Source organism: Treponema porcinum (genome assembly GCF_900167145.1).
GTDB classification, from domain to species: Bacteria; Spirochaetota; Spirochaetia; order Treponematales; family Treponemataceae; genus Treponema_D; species Treponema_D porcinum.
In genome coordinates, this window is the sequence record NZ_FUWG01000003.1 from 208,074 (window position 1) to 223,347 (window position 15,274).

Consider the following 15,274-nt stretch of genomic DNA (forward strand, 5'->3'; position numbering starts at 1 on the left):
AAATGCTAACATTAGATATAAATAAAAACAATTATTCAATTAAAGGGTCAGCAGACGGAGCAAAAAAATTAAAAGCTGCCTTAATGGAAATGAACGAAACTCTTTTGGAATTGTACGAGAAAAATGAAAAAAGAGAAAAAATGGGATTAAAGCCGCTTCCTATGTCTTTTTCAATAAAAGATGAATTCGGAGTTGATTTAATTAAAGTCGGTGAAACTGCATCTTTAGATGAAATAAGAAAGGAAAAATTAAAATGGCAGGAAAATGTTCCGTATTCAATCAAAGAAAATGAGACTTTACAAGCATTAAACGAGATTGGAAACTCTACAAAAACTCAATATGAGTTTAATGAAGAATTAAGGGCAAAACTTAACAAAAACATTTTTGTCAAAGATGCAAATCTTACTCCCGGCGAAACTGCAATTCTGGATTATTTTGGAAACTCAAAAGGTCTTGTTTGCTCTATAAATTTTAAGGACGACATTTCCAGAAATCTGATTAAGCAGCTTATTGATAATGAAAGCCCTGAAACCAATGAGCCGCCAAAATCATTTCCGCACCTGTTTGATAACATTTTGAACGTAAACAAAGTATTCAAGAATAATCCTAATCGTAAGGAATACATTGAACAGGCAAGAACTTATATCAACATAAGCTATAAGCATTTAATTCCTAAAAAATATCTTGGCATTTTCTCTGAACGCTATGGTCTTGAAAAACTTATTCAGGCAGCAGAAATCAAAAATGAATTCAAACAGCCTGAGACAAATCAGAAAGAGTTCTTAAACAAAGTATCTTTTACTATGAATGAAGAAATTAAGAATCTCAACATGGGAATGAATGATTCTGCCGTTTTAATCGCTACAAAAAATATGATGAAAAAACTTAATCAGGAACAAAGAGAAAAGTTTATAAACATCATAAAGGAAAAGAACGTTGCTTCTATTGATAAAGGTCTTTCGTTCCTTTCTAAACTGGCTGAAGGACAAAACAAGGAAGATAAATCTAAATCAACAAAACCAAGTGTAAAAAAGTCAGGAAACATTGAAAAAGACGATGACAGATTGGAGGTATAATAATGAATGCAATAGAAGAATTTTCATATTACAAGTGGCTTGAAGACTTAATAAGAAATAGAAAGAAATCAGAGCTTTATTTAACGCACATAAATAAAGATGAAAAAGATATTGAAATCATGCTTTTAGCAGAGCAAATTATAAAGAAAAATCCAAAAGTTCTTGATGACATTATTGCAGGGACTGTAGACGCAACTCAAAACAGAAATATAAGCCAGAAAGATGTGCTTGATTTTCTCAGTAAAACAGAAAAGGGAACAATCGTTACTTGGAAAGACAAAGACGGAAACGAATACCTTTTTGTAAATGCAGGTAAAGGTTCTTTCAATAAAAAAAGGATTCTTATTCTGGGAGAAGATTTTAAGGTTGATGACCTTAATACTCTTAAAAAGGCACTCGCAAGGCAGGTTCTTCTTAAAGACATAAAGAAAGTCTATGAAGATATAGCAAGAAAGCACCAGACCGAAAAAAGAAACAAAACATACCTTAAAGATATGTTCACATACCTTAAAGATATGTTCTCTGAAAAAAACAAGATTAAAAACACAGCTTCAAACTTCAAAAAAAACTTTAAGAAGATTGTAAAGGAATATAACGGTATTTCTTCTATGGCAACAGTAGGTCTTATGGTAAAGACAATGAGCAGTACTGAAAAGAAAAAACTCACTGAATCTTTTACTGCTATGGGAATTAAAGGCAAAAACGCTCTTGAAACAACTTTTAACGCATGGAGAAACGAAGCCATAAATGAAATGCAGAATAAGTCTAAGAAGCCAAAGATAAGACATTCTATGTCTCAAGAACACGAAATGGGAATGTAATATGAACGAATTATATTTGAATGGCATTCCAAATGTAAAACAAGATAGTCTCTGGACTCCTTTTGAAAGTTATGTTCCAAGAAACATTTTTGATGTTGTAGGAAAAAAAAGCGAACTTGCCGTAAATCAAACACCAGCAAACTGGATAAACACCTCTAAACTTATCAGTATTTATAATGATCCACGTTTTGAAACTGCAAGGTATTTTATTATTAAAGACAATAAAATTACTGCACATATTTCCATTACAAACGAAATACCAAACTCAACAAGCGTTTATCCTCATACATGGATGCTGAACAGACTGCGACTACAGCTTGAAAAAGATAATTCATATTTGCTTTTTCAGCATAATCATCCGTCCGGCTATCCTTATCCGAGCGAAAACGATATAAATGTAACAAAATATCTGAACGGTTACTTCATTGACAATCACGAAAAACAGCGGTTCTTAGGACATATCATAACAGGAAATAACTGCTCATCTTTTTATGACGGAAAAAATCATAACTGGAAAGGAATCCAGAACGATAGTATTTGCAGATTAGATGAATTGCAGATAAGAACAGTCTATTCAAATCTTCCAAATGTACAGGGAAACCTTGCGCAGCTTAAATTAAATGAATATGCCAAACAAATTTGCAATAATAAAATTGATACAGATAATTATTCTGTAGGATTTTATGTAAATGCAGCTGGATTTATTACAGGAATAAGCACTTTAAATAACAGTAACTTCTGGAATAATCAACAAAAGATTATAGAAGAAATAAATGAAAACTCAAAAAAAGCCGGAGCTTCTTCTATATACATGGTTATTCCCAAAAACAATATACATCTTTTTGAACAGGTTGAAGATTTTTGTACGAGAACAAAAAAAATAGCAAATGTTTTAATGCCATCTGATGAAAGAATAATTCAGCTTGCAGAAAATAAATGCAGCAGCTCTATTTTTCATTCGGGCGAAAGCGTACCTCTAAAGGTCTTAGACAGCAGGGAAATGAGTTCGCAAATCAGAAAATTACAACAACAGAAAAAGAATAATCAGTTTGATTATGAAATTGACAGATAGGAAATTTTAAAATGAAAGAATTGAATCAGGAACAGCACATTCAGCTTTTACAGTTTATGAGCCTTATGCAGACTTGTAAGACAGAAGAAGAACTACAGGCATTAAAAGAACAATACTTCAATATTCCTCGTTATGAATTTTTGCAGGATTATATATCAGAAAAAAGTGAAAATCAGAGTTTATCTTCCTATAAAACAAGTCTTATTTATGAAATGGATAAATACCAGCATGATTATAAAATTGTTTATGGAGAAAACTTCCCTGCATACAAAAAAGAGACTATGCCTAACAATAAGGCTGATTATACCGTTATTCATCTTTTAAACGAAATAAGTGAATGTGATGATATTGAAGCGTACCAAAAACTTATGGAAGAGAAAAACAGATTCCCTAGAGTAAAGATTGAAGCTCTTTCTCATGAGTTTACAGGTATTTATTTTTCAAATGAAAATGAACTTCCTACCAATATAATTTTGAATTCTCCTGAATCCAATTTCAACGCACGAAGACAGCTCGTAGAAGCCGGTTATTCACCGTTTACACTTCCTTCTGTAGAAGATGTAAGGGAAAACGGCTTTGAATGGCTACATGAAGAAATCTCTCATTTTAAGGAAACTCTAAATCCAAACTTTATTGAACAGGAAACACAGAGGAATCAAGAACCAGAATTCAATGAACAAGAATACGAAGAAGAGTATGACGATTTTATTGAACCGATGGATGAAAATGATGGAATGAGTGCAATGGCAGCAGAAGCAGATTACAATGGTTCTCTTATTGAAAATGAAGATATTGATGAAGTGCAGCATCAGATTGATATAGATAACGGACTTATTGACGAAAACGAAAACGAGATTATGTACGATGGTTCTGAAAGTGAACAAGAGGAGAATTTTGAAGAGTATATTCATTCAGAAAAATTCATTTCAAAAATTCTTGATACTCCAACAAATTCAATGAAAGTTAATAAATCTCTCAATACTGAGTTTAGTAATAATGATATTCCTGTAGAAAATAATGAAGTTGAACAAGAGCCTAAACCGGAAAATGAATCTCAAAATTATGAAAATAATAATTCCAATGTCTCTGCTCCAAAACCAAAAAATAAACAAGAACTACATCAGTTCTTCATAAATAATCCTTATACTTCAGGAACTCCAGTACCTACTATTGCAATGAGAAATGAACAGACCGGTCATTCTACTTTTATAGAAGGTTATGAATTTGCCCGCCTTGAAGATATAGGAAAACCAAATCCAGCGTTTAGGGATGAAAATGGAAAACAAATAAAACCTGATGGTCAGACTGTAGTTCTAACAAAACCGGCTTTTAAGGAAGTAATAGACGAAGAAACTGGAGAAAAGAAACTTGTTCCAGATGATAAAAATAGAAAGTTTATAAGAATTTCTCGTGACCTTTATGAACAGGCAATAAAGAACTCTGAAATAATTGCGAAAAGAAATCCAAAAACTGAACAGGAAAAACAAAAAATGTTAGATGATTATCTTGAAGCTGCTCATCTTGATGAAAAAAAACAACTTGCAAATACAGCATCTAACTTTTGGCATAATTATAAGGCAGGAGTAATGACTATTGCAAATAATAAACAAGAAGCTATGGCTTTTGCAAAAAGACTTGTAATTGAAATGATTCCATCAGAAAGAGAAAAGTTTGCAGCTATGGTTAGAAAGTATGAAAAACTTAGAGGAACAGACGGTAAGCACCTTTCTTATGATCAGCGAATTATTGATTTTTATGATAACATGGGACTTAAAATTACAAACAATTCAATTTGGAGAGACCATGTTGATGAAAAATACAATACTCTTGATGCAATCAAACAGAATACAGAAGTCTTTGATAAAGAAGGTCAGCCTTTAGATAAGTCCTGCCGCATGAAAATTGGTGATACAATAAAAATGTCTGTAACAGTAGACAGTGCATTGAGCAACAAAAAAATCAAGCTTCCAATACAGGAATACCGCCTTGTTGCACACTCAAAAGATAACAATTCTGTTGCATTGATTTCAGCAGACGGAAAGCAAAAAATCATAAAGAACAGAGAAGATTTTATTAAAGAAGTCCAGAAAGTTGAAAAGAAACTGATGAAAAAACAGCAAAGAGAAGACAGATATGAATCAATTTCCATGTAACTTCTAGGTTGTATTTAGGTTTATATAATGTAGTTTACATTTTATATTGTATATGTTAGTATTATATAAACAAAGGCTTACCCACAAGTTTACCACAGCTTACGGCTTTTCCGAATCTCTCTATGGGTTCTCCAAAGCCTACTGTGGAAAACTTATGGATAACGAAAGGAGTTATTTATGAAAAAAATATTTAACGTGCTGTTGTTGGTTTTTGTTTCAATTCTTTTCTATTCTTGTCAAACTTCTCCTGAAAACAAAGGAAAAATTGTCGTTACGAATCAGGCAGAAAATGAAACCGATGTAATCATTGCCGTATATGCTAAACCTGAGGGGCTAGATTCATATTCATTGTACTGGAGCAGTGCAGACGGTGCCGGCTATATGCAGGATGCTTATTTTTACATAGAAAGTGGAAATTATGATGTGCGGGTATATGTAAGAAAACAAACCGCCTTTTTTCCATATTATACAGAAACTTATTTTGAAACCGGCTATAAAAATCCTGTAAAAGTTGAAGAAGATGAATACAGTTTTATTTATTATGACGGTAAAGGCATTTATCAGAAGTAAGAAAGCGGTTAAAAACTTATTCCGAAATTCCTTGAGAACCTGTCGATAATTGCCATCAGGTAAAACTGTTATTTCCGTAGATTCAGCAAAATCCTGCACGTCTAAAAAGATTTTCTTCTACGTCCATCCGGAAAATTCTGTACGCCCAAAAAGATTTTACTGAGCGTACAAAGGCCTTTTTCAGCGCGCTTCTTTATATGATAAAATTTATCAGATTTTATTATACTTTTTGTTAATTTTTATTGACTTCAAATCAATGTATTGTTATATTACAGATACAGGACTTAAAACTGCTCCAGTCCTAAAAAAAATGACCGTTATAAAACGGTTCTAATTTCAGCCTAAAAAAAGGAAGGCTTACTATGGCAGAAGAAAAGGAAAACATTTTTGCAAGGAGGGTTAAGGATTTAATGAAAGAAAACCGCTATTCACAGAAGAAGCTCTGCGAAATCTGCGGTATTACAGAAGCTGCATTCAGCCGCTACATGACCAGCGGACGGATGCCCAGAACGGATGTGCTTGCAAACATTGCAAACACACTTCACACAACAAGTGACTATCTTTTGGGTAACGATGCCCACTATGGTTACGACCAGCTTAAGATTCTGCTTGCAGGCAGCAAGGATGACTTAAGCAAAAATCAGAAAATCAGCTTGATGAAAATTCTCATGGACGAATACAGCCGCCCAGAGGATGAATAAAAGGTCCTCTTATGCCGTCATCTCGCTCAAAATCTGGCGTTTGATTGGTTCGGCGGTAAAGTAATTTTTACTTCTGATAAATTAGAAGAAATGAAAACTGATAACGCAATCAGAAAAATTTATTTTAATTTCGATAATACGAAAATTAAGAGAGTAAAATAATGGCAGAAGAAAAAAAATATTCAGGCTACGGTTACCACGGCGGCGGTCGCAAAGCTAAAGGAGGTGAACCTAGAACTTGCACAATGTCTATCGTTTGTACTAGGTCTGAGAAAGAAAAAATTAAACAAGACGCAAACGAGTACAACTTAAGTGTTTCAGAATATTGCACAAAGAAATTGCTAGACAAACTTTAATTTTTTTCATAATTCAGGTTTTTAAAAGAAAACTTAATAATTATAAGGAAGGTTAAAAAATGATTACATTAAATAAAAAGGATTTTGATATAAGAATCTATTTAATTCCACTCATAGTAGGAATTGCTATATCTTTATCAATTACTATTATGAAGATAATTGAATCCAAGAATACAGTTCAATCCGTCGGAGGTGATGGTTATTATTGGTTACAAGCTCCAAAAGGCTCGTACGAGCTAAAACTTAATGAAGAAGTTAAAATTCCAATAAAAATTTGTACCCCAAATGAATTTCTTTTAGAAGAAATAAAAAAAGAAATGTCTAATAAAATTTTTGATAAAAATATCATTGAATTATCAAATACTGAAAAAAAGGAACTAGATGAAGCATTTTCAACATTTCTGACTGTTAAAAAATCTCTAAATTATCAAACACATGATATTAGGATTAAGATAGAACAAGAAGAAAAAAATTTGGAAATCATCAATGAATTTTTTATTGATGAAAACACAAAAACATATTCAATAAAAGCATTAAAAAATGGTAATGCAGTTATTTGGTTCTACATAGGAGATGATATATCAACTTGTGTATTTATTTCTGTTGAGGAGGAAGATGCAGACTGAATATCATAGGCTTAGCTTAATTTTCTTGTTCTTTTCAGAAAAGCATTCTTTACATATATGCACACCGCCTAAAGTACCGTCTGCATACCAGCCGTTATCGTTAATCTTCCGCTGTCCTAATCCAATAAAATAGCATAAGTTTGACTCCTGAAGATTACTTTATCCTAATACCATTTTCCCAGTATTCTTTAGTTGTAAAACCGTCTGTATATACAGCTTCAAGTCCATCGTCCCTGTGCAATTTTCCTTCCCGCCAGTATTCAATATGCCCCTCCGTTTCTACGGCTGGTTGCACTATCAGTTTTCCATCTTTTGAAAAAGAATCACCGTCAAGCAATCCATGGCTGAAGCGTAGAATTATTTCTTTATCGTTTTTTACAGTCATTCTTGTTCCTTCGGCAAGATTTCCAGTTTCGTCATAAGACCTGATGACTGTTTCTGAATCCACATAAAATAATGATTTTGTTTCCATTAGCTGTTTTCCTTTTTCTCAAGTTCTGTCTTTAACGAACTTCTAGCTCTTATAAGAATGAGTTCTCCTTCGTTCCACCATTCTTCCCAGTCTCCCCAGTCTGAAATTACAGCAGGTCCATTTACTCTGTGAAGAAAGCCGTTTTCAAAATATTCTGTGTGTCCTGTTTCTGTCTCATAAGCTGGAATATCAAGACCATCAGGAGCCTTACCGCCATGAAGCAAACCGTTTCTAAATCTAACAATAGTATCAGACACCATATACTGACCGTCACAAGGCTTCTGAGAAACATCGTTAAATACTGTAACTCCCTGATATTTTAAACATTCGGATTTAGAATATGACTTATCCGGGGTTTTCATTTCAATAATTTCATTCATAAAAATAATCTCCTTATTGTTTTATATAGACAGATTGCCACAAGGCTTTAAGACAATCTGCTATATATTTTTTTTCAGTCTGATAAAAGAGAAGCAGCTTCTTCTCCTGCATCAATCAGACTGTCAACTTCTACCTGCAAACGCTCACATTCACAAAGAGTAGTTTTCAATACATCCTGTAAAAAACAGGATGTTTCAGTTGTGATAGTTTTTTCTTTATTTTTTTCTGAGTTTTTGAGGTCAGTTGCTATGGATCTCAATAAATCAGATGTTACAGGTATTTTGATTTCTATCATTAGTATATTTCCTCCGTAAATTTAGGTTCTGAATACATTTCTTCTGCTGGAAGTTCACCAGAATACATCTGTGCTTCAAGAGGTTTTGTTTCGATTTCTCTTGATTCGTTCCCTTCATTTTTTGAATTTGGTCTGCTGACAAGTTGAATGTCATCAACTGCAATTTCAAGTTTTGAAAACTTCTTGCCGTCTTTTTCCCATCTTCTCTGAATTAAATGGGCTTCAATCGCTACAAGTTGACCTTGAACAAGATACGGAGCTAGAGCTTCTGCTCGTTTCCCATAAAGAGAAAAATCAAAATAATACACGGTTTCGCCCCAGGTTCCATCCTGATTTTTCTTTGACTGATTGTTTGCAATCGAAAAATGCGCTATAAACAAGCCTTCACTCGTAGTTTTTGTTTCTGCATTGCGAACCAACCGACCCATAACAAATGATTTGTTAAAATCTGACATAATTTATGCCTCCTGATTGATTATATTTTTGCGGTTATTTCTAACTCACAAGTCCATATTTAATGTTTAATTCTTTCTCCTTTTGTTCTACTAGAACATTTTTCTGCTTTCTTTGTTCTGGAGTTTCCTTAATCAAATCTATAAAAGTATTCATACTAAAATAGATGTCCTTTAATTCGTTCTGATAATCTGTCTTTTGTTGATCCGAAAGTTTCAGGTATTTTTTATGAATTATGACCTTTTCTTTATTGTCGAAGGCAGATATGTCAAAATCACATTCCGGGCATGATGAAATATAATCTGGGAGAAATTTGTTTCCACAACAAGGACAGACTATTTTCCTTTCCTCGACTTTTCTTTGATTCTCTTCTTCATTTTGTTTTTTGAGAAGAATAGTCTGCTGCTGCTCTGTGAATTCCTGTGCAATATCACTTTGAAAAAACAATCTGTAAGCAAGTCCTCTTGGATTTTTTACCTGATTTATTTTTTGCTTTTCTGAAAGTTTGTTTTTGATGAAAGAAAAATACAAATCATGATTATTTATTTGATTTTTTGAGAAAAACGCTGCTGCTTTTCTTGGAAAGTCTGAATCAAAAGCGTTTTTTCCGAAATATTTTTCACAAAGTATTTCAAAATCAGTTTTTTTAACAGCAGTAGCACTATCTTTAATATTATCATTAGTATTATTGGGTAAAATTTCTTTACTACCCATGGTTAAATTTTTTGACCACCCTGGTAAAGTTTCTTTACCACCTTCGCTCTTTTTTTCTGTTTGGAGTGGTAAAATTTCTTTACTACCTTTCAACTCTTTTTTATTCTGAGGTGGTAAAATCTCTTTACCACCTTTTTCTTCTTTTTGTGGAATTTTTTGTAATTCTGATTCAATATTACGAGATTTTTTTGTATAGTATTCGCAACCTGCAACAGAATTTTTATTGTAAATTATTGACTTTACTATCATACCTTTGTCTATGAGGCTTTGAATACAAGCAATTGCGGTAGGTTTAGAAATATTCAGCCATGCCATGATATAATTTAAACTTCCCTTGAATACAGATTTTCCGTCCTGACAAAACCCATGAATAAGGGCATAGACAAGAAGTTCGTTGCCCTTTAAATCGAGTTCATTTATCATCCAGCCAGAAATTTGTATATAATTCTCGTTTTTTATGTTCATAATCTACCTGACATTTTCTTTTTTATTTAAATTGTAAAACATCATCTTCTACTTCTTTTTGAATTTGATACCTCATCTTTATGTCTTGATTTATGCAGATAAAAATGTATGCAATTTTGTTTAAGATTTTTTTAATCATTTTCATTGTTCTTCTCCCAATTGAGATGCACAAATATATGCAATACTAAATTTCTTTTTCTTACGAGTTTCTGCATGATGTTGCGCATCATATCTTAAATGGCAGGGAGCGCAATATGCTTTTAAATTATCTTTATTACAGTTCTGAGGATTATGGTCCAAATGTGCAGTTGTAAGAGTCCTTTTGTGTGTATCAAACGGTTCTCCCGGCTTCCTGCATTGCTTGCCGCATTTTTCGCAAATCCAACCGGCATTATCTTTTACGGAAAAAGCAATTTCATTCCAATTCTTTGGATATATGGCTCTGTTCATCGGCATTTATTTTCCTGTCCTTTTGTTTGTATAAATTCTTCGAGCTGTGTATAAAATCTTTCACAAGATGAAGAGATTGCATTGAGTTCATAACACCAGCTAAGAATATGATTATTGTCTTTAATTTTGAGGGATTTTCTTTCTTCTTTGTTTCTTATGAGTTCAATCGTTTTCTGAAGTCTTTCAATAACAAGTCCAAGAAGGAAGTTTTCTTTTGTTCTTTTAATCAGTTCTGTTATTTCATCCTCGGATTCACAGTCTTCCAACATTCTTACCGTTTCTATGAAAAGCTCTGCAAGTTCCGGCACGTTATGAAGGTTGTCGCTCAAACATAATAAGAACCGGCTTTCATTTTTATTAAATGATGAGCGAAATGCCGATGCAGCCTTGAAAATATTTCTGACAAAGTAGCCTTGATATTTTTCTATCAGAATGCAGCTTGCAATTGCCGATTTTAGAAAATCTTCAAATGAGTTTACCATAATTTTATTACATATATGATTTTTTGATTCCATTTTATTTTGTCTCCTCTATATTTTTTTCAGCCTGCTTTATTCTATGAACTTATCATCTTATAAATTTTCCCATAAAGAAAAGTCCGGCCATTATAGAAGCTAATCCACCCAAACAGTGAATCCCCATATACAGACATTCTATTTTTGCTGGTCTATGTTTTGAAATAGAACAAAATATTAGTGCAATTGCAGGAAATAAAATAAAATTTATTCCTAAACCAAAAAATACTATAGCTTTTTCCATAAATTGCTCCTATTCCCAGCCAGAACCTGGATCTCCATTTGACTTGTGTATTTCAAGGATTTTGTCAGCAATTTCTTTAGTACAAACAAAATAAAAGAAAGTATCATCTTCTACATCAAGTAGAATACGGTCAGGACTTATTGTATAGTCAGAACAAAAAACACATTTTCCATCTGTAGGTCGTCTATAGAGATAATAAACATGTCTATAAAACTCTTCAGGTACATCTTCAATTGAATTAACTTCATAAGGACCGCTATGATAAGCATCTGCTTTTTTCTTTATCAATATATTTTTATTATCATTATTATTCTGTTCAACTTGAGAAATGTTTTTTTCAGAATGTTTAAATATCAAGTTCCTATCTTGGCAGGTACGTATAAGTCCTACAATTCCAAAAGTTATTACAATTAAAGTTGCAACATGCATTGGTTTCTTTTTATTAAGTAATGTAGAGATTACAAACAACTCAATTAAACAAAAACCAAGACCAATAAAAAAATAGTTTATTTCCATTATTATTTTATTGTCCATCATTTTTCTCCTCGTATATTTTCTCTTAAAACTTTTTTCATCATGAAATTATCTGTCGTTATTTCATATCCGTCTTCTGTAACAAATGTAACTACAGTTTTTCTGTTATTTTGATTTGGTATGTATGCAAAGCCACTTTTACCGCCTATGTTAATAAAACTAAATGAATCAAGTGGAAGAGGACTGTCGAATTTCAGTTTTTGTTTTAGTGGGTCTACATAATATTCAGTATCATCTATTTTGAAGTAATATACGTAGTCATTCTTAGAATAGGCAAGCTCCGAACCGGATTTTCTCAATAGATACCATATACCAAACAGAGTTAAAACTATAAAAATACTTGAGACAATCATAATTACACATTCCAATGGTGTATTTTCCAAATCTTTTGTTTTTGTAACTTCGTCTTTTGTTTTCATTTTATTCCTCCTGACCTTTTATTTAAGAAAATCTACCTGCTTTTCAAGCAGATAATGTATTCTTTTATCTAAAGAAATCTTTTTCAGCAAATAATCATCAAAAAACTGAAATAGAAGTTTTTTTGTTTTTCTGTCAAAATGATTCCTCCTCCTTAATAATTACTTGCTCCTTTGAACTCTGGATTTCGATTTCTGAGCCTTTCATAACGTTTATTGATTTTTTTAGTAAGTTTTTCAATTCTTCTCTCGGACTCTTTGATACTCTGCTGCACGTCTTTCTTATTGACGAGGCAAATGAGCCGTTCATGCTCGTCAAGTGTCGTATTGGCAAGATCCTCGTCCATATAGGACATTTGCGTCTCAGAATAGGTTTTAATCATTTTTTCAATTCTCAGGTCTCTCTCGAGACTATTGATTTCTGTTATTATTGTTTTGTTGGTTGTTATTCTTGGACATATGGTTGTTATTCCTGGACATATTAAGCCCAGAAAGAAACAACTGACTGATATGACTGATAATAATAAGATTAAGATAAGGATTTTTTTGTTCATAAGTTTTTCCTCTTTATTCATATATAGCTATCAATAATCTATTTCAAATTTCTCATAGATTATTTCTTTGGAAAAATCAGAGAGTTTTTCATCGTCTCGGATTTCATCTGCTGATTTACCTTCATCTATTAGACTGAGGATGTAGACATAGATTTCGTAGGCAAGGTCGCTGCCTTTTTTCAGTCCTATTTCGTAGGCGTTTTTGCGTTCATTGGTCCTGGCAACATCTTCTTCTGGCGTCAATTTATGTACATCTTCCCTTGGATGCTCGGTTATGAAACTTAATGCACCTGGATTTCCTTCGTTGTCTTCCAGCGCATCAGAAATATCATCAAAATCATCAGATGCAGAATTATCAGAATCAAGATTTTCATCCGACTTTTTCTTTGATTTACGGACTTTTTGATATGCCTGATTGATTGACAGCTCGTTGTTTTTGATTTTCTCTTTTGTTTCTTCATCTGCCCGATTTTCAACGGTTCTCGCATGTTCGATTGTAGATGCAGAAATACCCAGTTCTTCTGCAAGACGTTCTGTCGCACGACCTTCACCATTTCTGTCTTCCATATTTATAGAATCAAGATTGTTTGCATAATTATAAATTTCTGCCTGAGAAAGATTTCTGCGGTGAAACTGCCTGTCTTTGGCATATTGAATTGCATCTTCAAGACTGCCAAATGTCTTATATACAACAGGAACTTCATCCAAGCCAATCTTTTTTGCAACCATAAGCCTTGTATTTCCGTCTGCAACTCCTAAGATAGTTCCGTTAGGAAGTTTTGCAATTACAATCGGTTCTTCGTTTTGAAAACCGTTTTTATTCATTGACTTTTCTATATCTTCTACAACTTTGTCCTGTTTTGTAAAAATTTCAGAAAGTTCTGGAATGGTTTTTATTTCGGATACTGGAACAAGTTTTGCAAGTACATTCATTCCTGTTCCCATAAGTGCTGTGTTTGTATTTGTTACTAATTTTGCCATTTTCTAATTCTCCCTGTTATTTTTATTTCCTTAAAATACTTCCGGTCTGTTAAGTGTTTCTTCATCAATAAAACATTCCGCAAGATTACAGACTGCATCATAAAGAGCCGGATTATTTACTGCATTTGGAAAATTTTTATTTGATAGAAGTTTTTTCCTGTCATTGATTTCATTTACATCTTGAGTCCATGGAAGCCAGCAGGAACGAGGTGTAATATGTCCTGCAAAAGTCTGTTCATAACGGTCAATGTATTCTTTTTGTTTTCCACCATAAGATTCTTCCCAGCGTTTGTTGTAACCATTTATTGTGATAAACCATGTAGGTATTTTGTCTTCAATCTCACTTATCAAATGTCCGAGTAAATCATTTGCAGAATCAAAACTATCATTATCTTGCAGGCACGGTGTGATATTAAAATCTGCTGCACGGATAGCATTGATCTTAAAATTATCATAAGCAGGCGCACAGTCAATTATAAGGAAATCAAATCCTGTAGTATGATTTACGATTTTTTCAAGCCGGGAATATTCCACTGTTCTTTGAGAAGAAAGATTTCTTGAAAAAGGAATAAGAAAGAGATTTTCAAAATCGGTAGGAAGTGCATAATCATAAAGATTATTTGCTTCATCAAAGATTGCTAAAGCCGTATTATGTGTCTTGCGAGCTTTATTATAAGAATCTTCATCTGTTTTAAGCAAAAAGTTTGTTGAAGAATGTGTCGATGAGTCAAAATCAAAAACACACACCTTGTAACCTGCGGCTGCAAGACATTTTGAAAGAAGGATTGAAAGGCGGGATTTTCCTACACCACCTTTGTCAGCATTGATTGATAATACAGTTGGTTTTTTGCTTGCGGAATCCGAAGCGTTGTGATTTTCATTCATAGTAGTTCCTCTTTACTATAAAAGTTTAGTATTCGTTCTATACAGAACTATGCACAGTGCAGGAATCGAACCTGCCGGACGGACGGTTAGGAACTTACAGAAACCTGTAAAAGTCCGTCCATCCGTCTGCCCCGCCAGCAAAAACTGTGCAAAAAAAGCTACTGGTTGAAAAAATAAAACTTATCTTTTCAACCTTAACCGTTGTAGCCGTAACGTGTAGTTTATTCATGAAAGTGAATACATAAAATTAAAGTTATAAACTACAAATAAAAACACCAGCAAAAAACATCCCGCAAAGTCCTCTACTGGTGTTGTGAAAGCCAAAGTTACAAGAATGTGCGGTTCATTCTAGTTAAGTTGCAAATCCCTCCCGAAATATTCTCACAAGGGGTAAGATTTTCATTTGCAAATTAACTAGGGTAAGATTATCACGAGGACACGATAGTGTCAAGTCTTTTTGAAAATATTACCCTCTCTTTTTGTAAATTCTTTATGTTTGTATTTTTTACTTTAAATTGCTTTTTTGTATGGTGCTCGATA

General features: G+C 33.0%; 21 protein-coding genes and 1 tRNA gene. 8 read left to right on the forward strand and 14 right to left on the reverse strand.

Going from position 1 to position 15,274, the window contains the following annotated elements; all coding sequences use genetic code 11:
• The first annotated feature begins 2 nt into the window (after positions 1-2).
• The 8 genes from B5D55_RS02540 to B5D55_RS02575 all read left to right on the forward strand — a co-directional run bounded on the left by B5D55_RS02540 (position 3) and on the right by B5D55_RS02575 (position 7,375).
• Positions 3-1,076: a hypothetical protein gene (locus B5D55_RS02540; protein ID WP_078932425.1), complete on the forward strand. Its 1,074-nt coding sequence runs from the start codon at positions 3-5 to the stop codon at positions 1,074-1,076.
• Between the two features lie 2 nt (positions 1,077-1,078).
• Positions 1,079-1,897: a hypothetical protein gene (locus B5D55_RS02545; protein ID WP_078932426.1), complete on the forward strand. Its 819-nt coding sequence runs from the start codon at positions 1,079-1,081 to the stop codon at positions 1,895-1,897.
• Position 1,898: 1 nt separating this feature from the next.
• Positions 1,899-2,969: a JAB domain-containing protein gene (locus B5D55_RS02550; protein WP_078932427.1), complete on the forward strand. Its 1,071-nt coding sequence runs from the start codon at positions 1,899-1,901 to the stop codon at positions 2,967-2,969.
• Between the two features lie 11 nt (positions 2,970-2,980).
• Complete coding sequence (locus tag B5D55_RS02555; RefSeq protein ID WP_078932428.1) at positions 2,981-5,122, forward strand: hypothetical protein; 2,142 nt, start codon at positions 2,981-2,983, stop codon at positions 5,120-5,122.
• Positions 5,123-5,299: 177 nt separating this feature from the next.
• Entirely contained in the window at positions 5,300-5,692 is a 393-nt protein-coding gene (locus tag B5D55_RS02560) for a hypothetical protein (RefSeq protein ID WP_078932429.1), read from the forward strand.
• Between the two features lie 362 nt (positions 5,693-6,054).
• A complete protein-coding gene (locus B5D55_RS02565; protein WP_078932430.1) occupies positions 6,055-6,393 on the forward strand; it encodes a helix-turn-helix domain-containing protein in 339 nt (112 codons plus the stop codon).
• A gap of 161 nt (positions 6,394-6,554) precedes the next feature.
• Positions 6,555-6,749: a plasmid mobilization protein gene (locus B5D55_RS02570; protein ID WP_078932431.1), complete on the forward strand. Its 195-nt coding sequence runs from the start codon at positions 6,555-6,557 to the stop codon at positions 6,747-6,749.
• Between the two features lie 59 nt (positions 6,750-6,808).
• Positions 6,809-7,375, forward strand: coding sequence for a hypothetical protein (locus B5D55_RS02575; RefSeq protein ID WP_078932432.1), 567 nt, complete (start codon positions 6,809-6,811; stop codon positions 7,373-7,375).
• 154 nt (positions 7,376-7,529) lie between these two features.
• Here the strand turns inward: B5D55_RS02575 and B5D55_RS02580 are convergent, their stop codons facing one another.
• From B5D55_RS02580 to B5D55_RS11560, 14 genes are all read right to left on the reverse strand, one after another.
• Positions 7,530-7,847, reverse strand: coding sequence for a hypothetical protein (locus tag B5D55_RS02580; RefSeq protein ID WP_078932433.1), 318 nt, complete (start codon positions 7,845-7,847; stop codon positions 7,530-7,532).
• On the reverse strand, positions 7,847-8,227 hold the full coding sequence (locus B5D55_RS02585) for a hypothetical protein (protein ID WP_078932434.1): 381 nt from the start codon (positions 8,225-8,227) through the stop codon (positions 7,847-7,849). Before B5D55_RS02585 ends, B5D55_RS02580 begins: the two co-directional genes overlap by 1 nt.
• 74 nt (positions 8,228-8,301) lie before the next feature.
• Positions 8,302-8,523, reverse strand: coding sequence for a hypothetical protein (locus tag B5D55_RS02590; RefSeq protein WP_078932435.1), 222 nt, complete (start codon positions 8,521-8,523; stop codon positions 8,302-8,304).
• Positions 8,523-8,978: a single-stranded DNA-binding protein gene (locus B5D55_RS02595; protein ID WP_078932436.1), complete on the reverse strand. Its 456-nt coding sequence runs from the start codon at positions 8,976-8,978 to the stop codon at positions 8,523-8,525. The genes B5D55_RS02590 and B5D55_RS02595 overlap by 1 nt, the downstream gene beginning before the upstream one ends.
• A 40-nt stretch (positions 8,979-9,018) precedes the next feature.
• Positions 9,019-10,155 carry a helix-turn-helix domain-containing protein gene (locus tag B5D55_RS02600; RefSeq protein ID WP_078932437.1) on the reverse strand — a complete coding sequence of 379 codons (1,137 nt, stop codon included), beginning with the start codon at positions 10,153-10,155 and terminating at the stop codon, positions 9,019-9,021.
• A 141-nt stretch (positions 10,156-10,296) separates the two neighbouring features.
• Entirely contained in the window at positions 10,297-10,611 is a 315-nt protein-coding gene (locus B5D55_RS02605; protein WP_078932438.1) for a hypothetical protein, read from the reverse strand.
• Positions 10,602-11,120 (reverse strand): hypothetical protein, encoded by a 519-nt coding sequence (locus B5D55_RS02610; RefSeq protein ID WP_078932439.1) that lies wholly within the window; start codon positions 11,118-11,120, stop codon positions 10,602-10,604. The genes B5D55_RS02605 and B5D55_RS02610 overlap by 10 nt, the downstream gene beginning before the upstream one ends.
• Positions 11,121-11,172: 52 nt before the next feature.
• Positions 11,173-11,364, reverse strand: a complete 192-nt coding sequence (locus B5D55_RS02615) for a hypothetical protein (RefSeq protein WP_078932440.1) — start codon at positions 11,362-11,364, stop codon at positions 11,173-11,175.
• A 9-nt stretch (positions 11,365-11,373) separates the two neighbouring features.
• Positions 11,374-11,901, reverse strand: coding sequence for a hypothetical protein (locus B5D55_RS02620; protein ID WP_143593154.1), 528 nt, complete (start codon positions 11,899-11,901; stop codon positions 11,374-11,376).
• Complete coding sequence (locus B5D55_RS02625) at positions 11,898-12,317, reverse strand: hypothetical protein (RefSeq protein WP_078932442.1); 420 nt, start codon at positions 12,315-12,317, stop codon at positions 11,898-11,900. Before B5D55_RS02625 ends, B5D55_RS02620 begins: the two co-directional genes overlap by 4 nt.
• A 152-nt stretch (positions 12,318-12,469) precedes the next feature.
• A complete protein-coding gene (locus B5D55_RS02630) occupies positions 12,470-12,889 on the reverse strand; it encodes a hypothetical protein (protein WP_078932443.1) in 420 nt (139 codons plus the stop codon).
• A gap of 9 nt (positions 12,890-12,898) precedes the next feature.
• Complete coding sequence (locus tag B5D55_RS02635; protein WP_078932444.1) at positions 12,899-13,849, reverse strand: ParB/RepB/Spo0J family partition protein; 951 nt, start codon at positions 13,847-13,849, stop codon at positions 12,899-12,901.
• A 30-nt stretch (positions 13,850-13,879) separates the two neighbouring features.
• Complete coding sequence (locus B5D55_RS02640; protein ID WP_078932445.1) at positions 13,880-14,734, reverse strand: ParA family protein; 855 nt, start codon at positions 14,732-14,734, stop codon at positions 13,880-13,882.
• A 50-nt stretch (positions 14,735-14,784) separates the two neighbouring features.
• Positions 14,785-14,884: transfer RNA gene (locus tag B5D55_RS11560), tRNA-OTHER, on the reverse strand.
• Between the last annotated feature and the right edge of the window lie 390 nt (positions 14,885-15,274).

What these genes read in the sequence shown, in the direction of transcription:
- B5D55_RS02540 (WP_078932425.1), top strand. Translation starts at nt 3, where the DNA reads ATGCTAACATTAGATATAAATAAAAACAATTATTCAATTAAAGGGTCA.
- B5D55_RS02545 (WP_078932426.1), top strand. Translation starts at nt 1,079, where the DNA reads ATGAATGCAATAGAAGAATTTTCATATTACAAGTGGCTTGAAGACTTA.
- B5D55_RS02550 (WP_078932427.1), top strand. Translation starts at nt 1,899, where the DNA reads ATGAACGAATTATATTTGAATGGCATTCCAAATGTAAAACAAGATAGT.
- B5D55_RS02555 (WP_078932428.1), top strand. Translation starts at nt 2,981, where the DNA reads ATGAAAGAATTGAATCAGGAACAGCACATTCAGCTTTTACAGTTTATG.
- B5D55_RS02560 (WP_078932429.1), top strand. Translation starts at nt 5,300, where the DNA reads ATGAAAAAAATATTTAACGTGCTGTTGTTGGTTTTTGTTTCAATTCTT.
- B5D55_RS02565 (WP_078932430.1), top strand. Translation starts at nt 6,055, where the DNA reads ATGGCAGAAGAAAAGGAAAACATTTTTGCAAGGAGGGTTAAGGATTTA.
- B5D55_RS02570 (WP_078932431.1), top strand. Translation starts at nt 6,555, where the DNA reads ATGGCAGAAGAAAAAAAATATTCAGGCTACGGTTACCACGGCGGCGGT.
- B5D55_RS02575 (WP_078932432.1), top strand. Translation starts at nt 6,809, where the DNA reads ATGATTACATTAAATAAAAAGGATTTTGATATAAGAATCTATTTAATT.
- B5D55_RS02580 (WP_078932433.1), bottom strand. Translation starts at nt 7,847, where the DNA reads ATGGAAACAAAATCATTATTTTATGTGGATTCAGAAACAGTCATCAGG.
- B5D55_RS02585 (WP_078932434.1), bottom strand. Translation starts at nt 8,227, where the DNA reads ATGAATGAAATTATTGAAATGAAAACCCCGGATAAGTCATATTCTAAA.
- B5D55_RS02590 (WP_078932435.1), bottom strand. Translation starts at nt 8,523, where the DNA reads ATGATAGAAATCAAAATACCTGTAACATCTGATTTATTGAGATCCATA.
- B5D55_RS02595 (WP_078932436.1), bottom strand. Translation starts at nt 8,978, where the DNA reads ATGTCAGATTTTAACAAATCATTTGTTATGGGTCGGTTGGTTCGCAAT.
- B5D55_RS02600 (WP_078932437.1), bottom strand. Translation starts at nt 10,155, where the DNA reads ATGAACATAAAAAACGAGAATTATATACAAATTTCTGGCTGGATGATA.
- B5D55_RS02605 (WP_078932438.1), bottom strand. Translation starts at nt 10,611, where the DNA reads ATGCCGATGAACAGAGCCATATATCCAAAGAATTGGAATGAAATTGCT.
- B5D55_RS02610 (WP_078932439.1), bottom strand. Translation starts at nt 11,120, where the DNA reads ATGGAATCAAAAAATCATATATGTAATAAAATTATGGTAAACTCATTT.
- B5D55_RS02615 (WP_078932440.1), bottom strand. Translation starts at nt 11,364, where the DNA reads ATGGAAAAAGCTATAGTATTTTTTGGTTTAGGAATAAATTTTATTTTA.
- B5D55_RS02620 (WP_143593154.1), bottom strand. Translation starts at nt 11,901, where the DNA reads ATGATGGACAATAAAATAATAATGGAAATAAACTATTTTTTTATTGGT.
- B5D55_RS02625 (WP_078932442.1), bottom strand. Translation starts at nt 12,317, where the DNA reads ATGAAAACAAAAGACGAAGTTACAAAAACAAAAGATTTGGAAAATACA.
- B5D55_RS02630 (WP_078932443.1), bottom strand. Translation starts at nt 12,889, where the DNA reads ATGAATAAAGAGGAAAAACTTATGAACAAAAAAATCCTTATCTTAATC.
- B5D55_RS02635 (WP_078932444.1), bottom strand. Translation starts at nt 13,849, where the DNA reads ATGGCAAAATTAGTAACAAATACAAACACAGCACTTATGGGAACAGGA.
- B5D55_RS02640 (WP_078932445.1), bottom strand. Translation starts at nt 14,734, where the DNA reads ATGAATGAAAATCACAACGCTTCGGATTCCGCAAGCAAAAAACCAACT.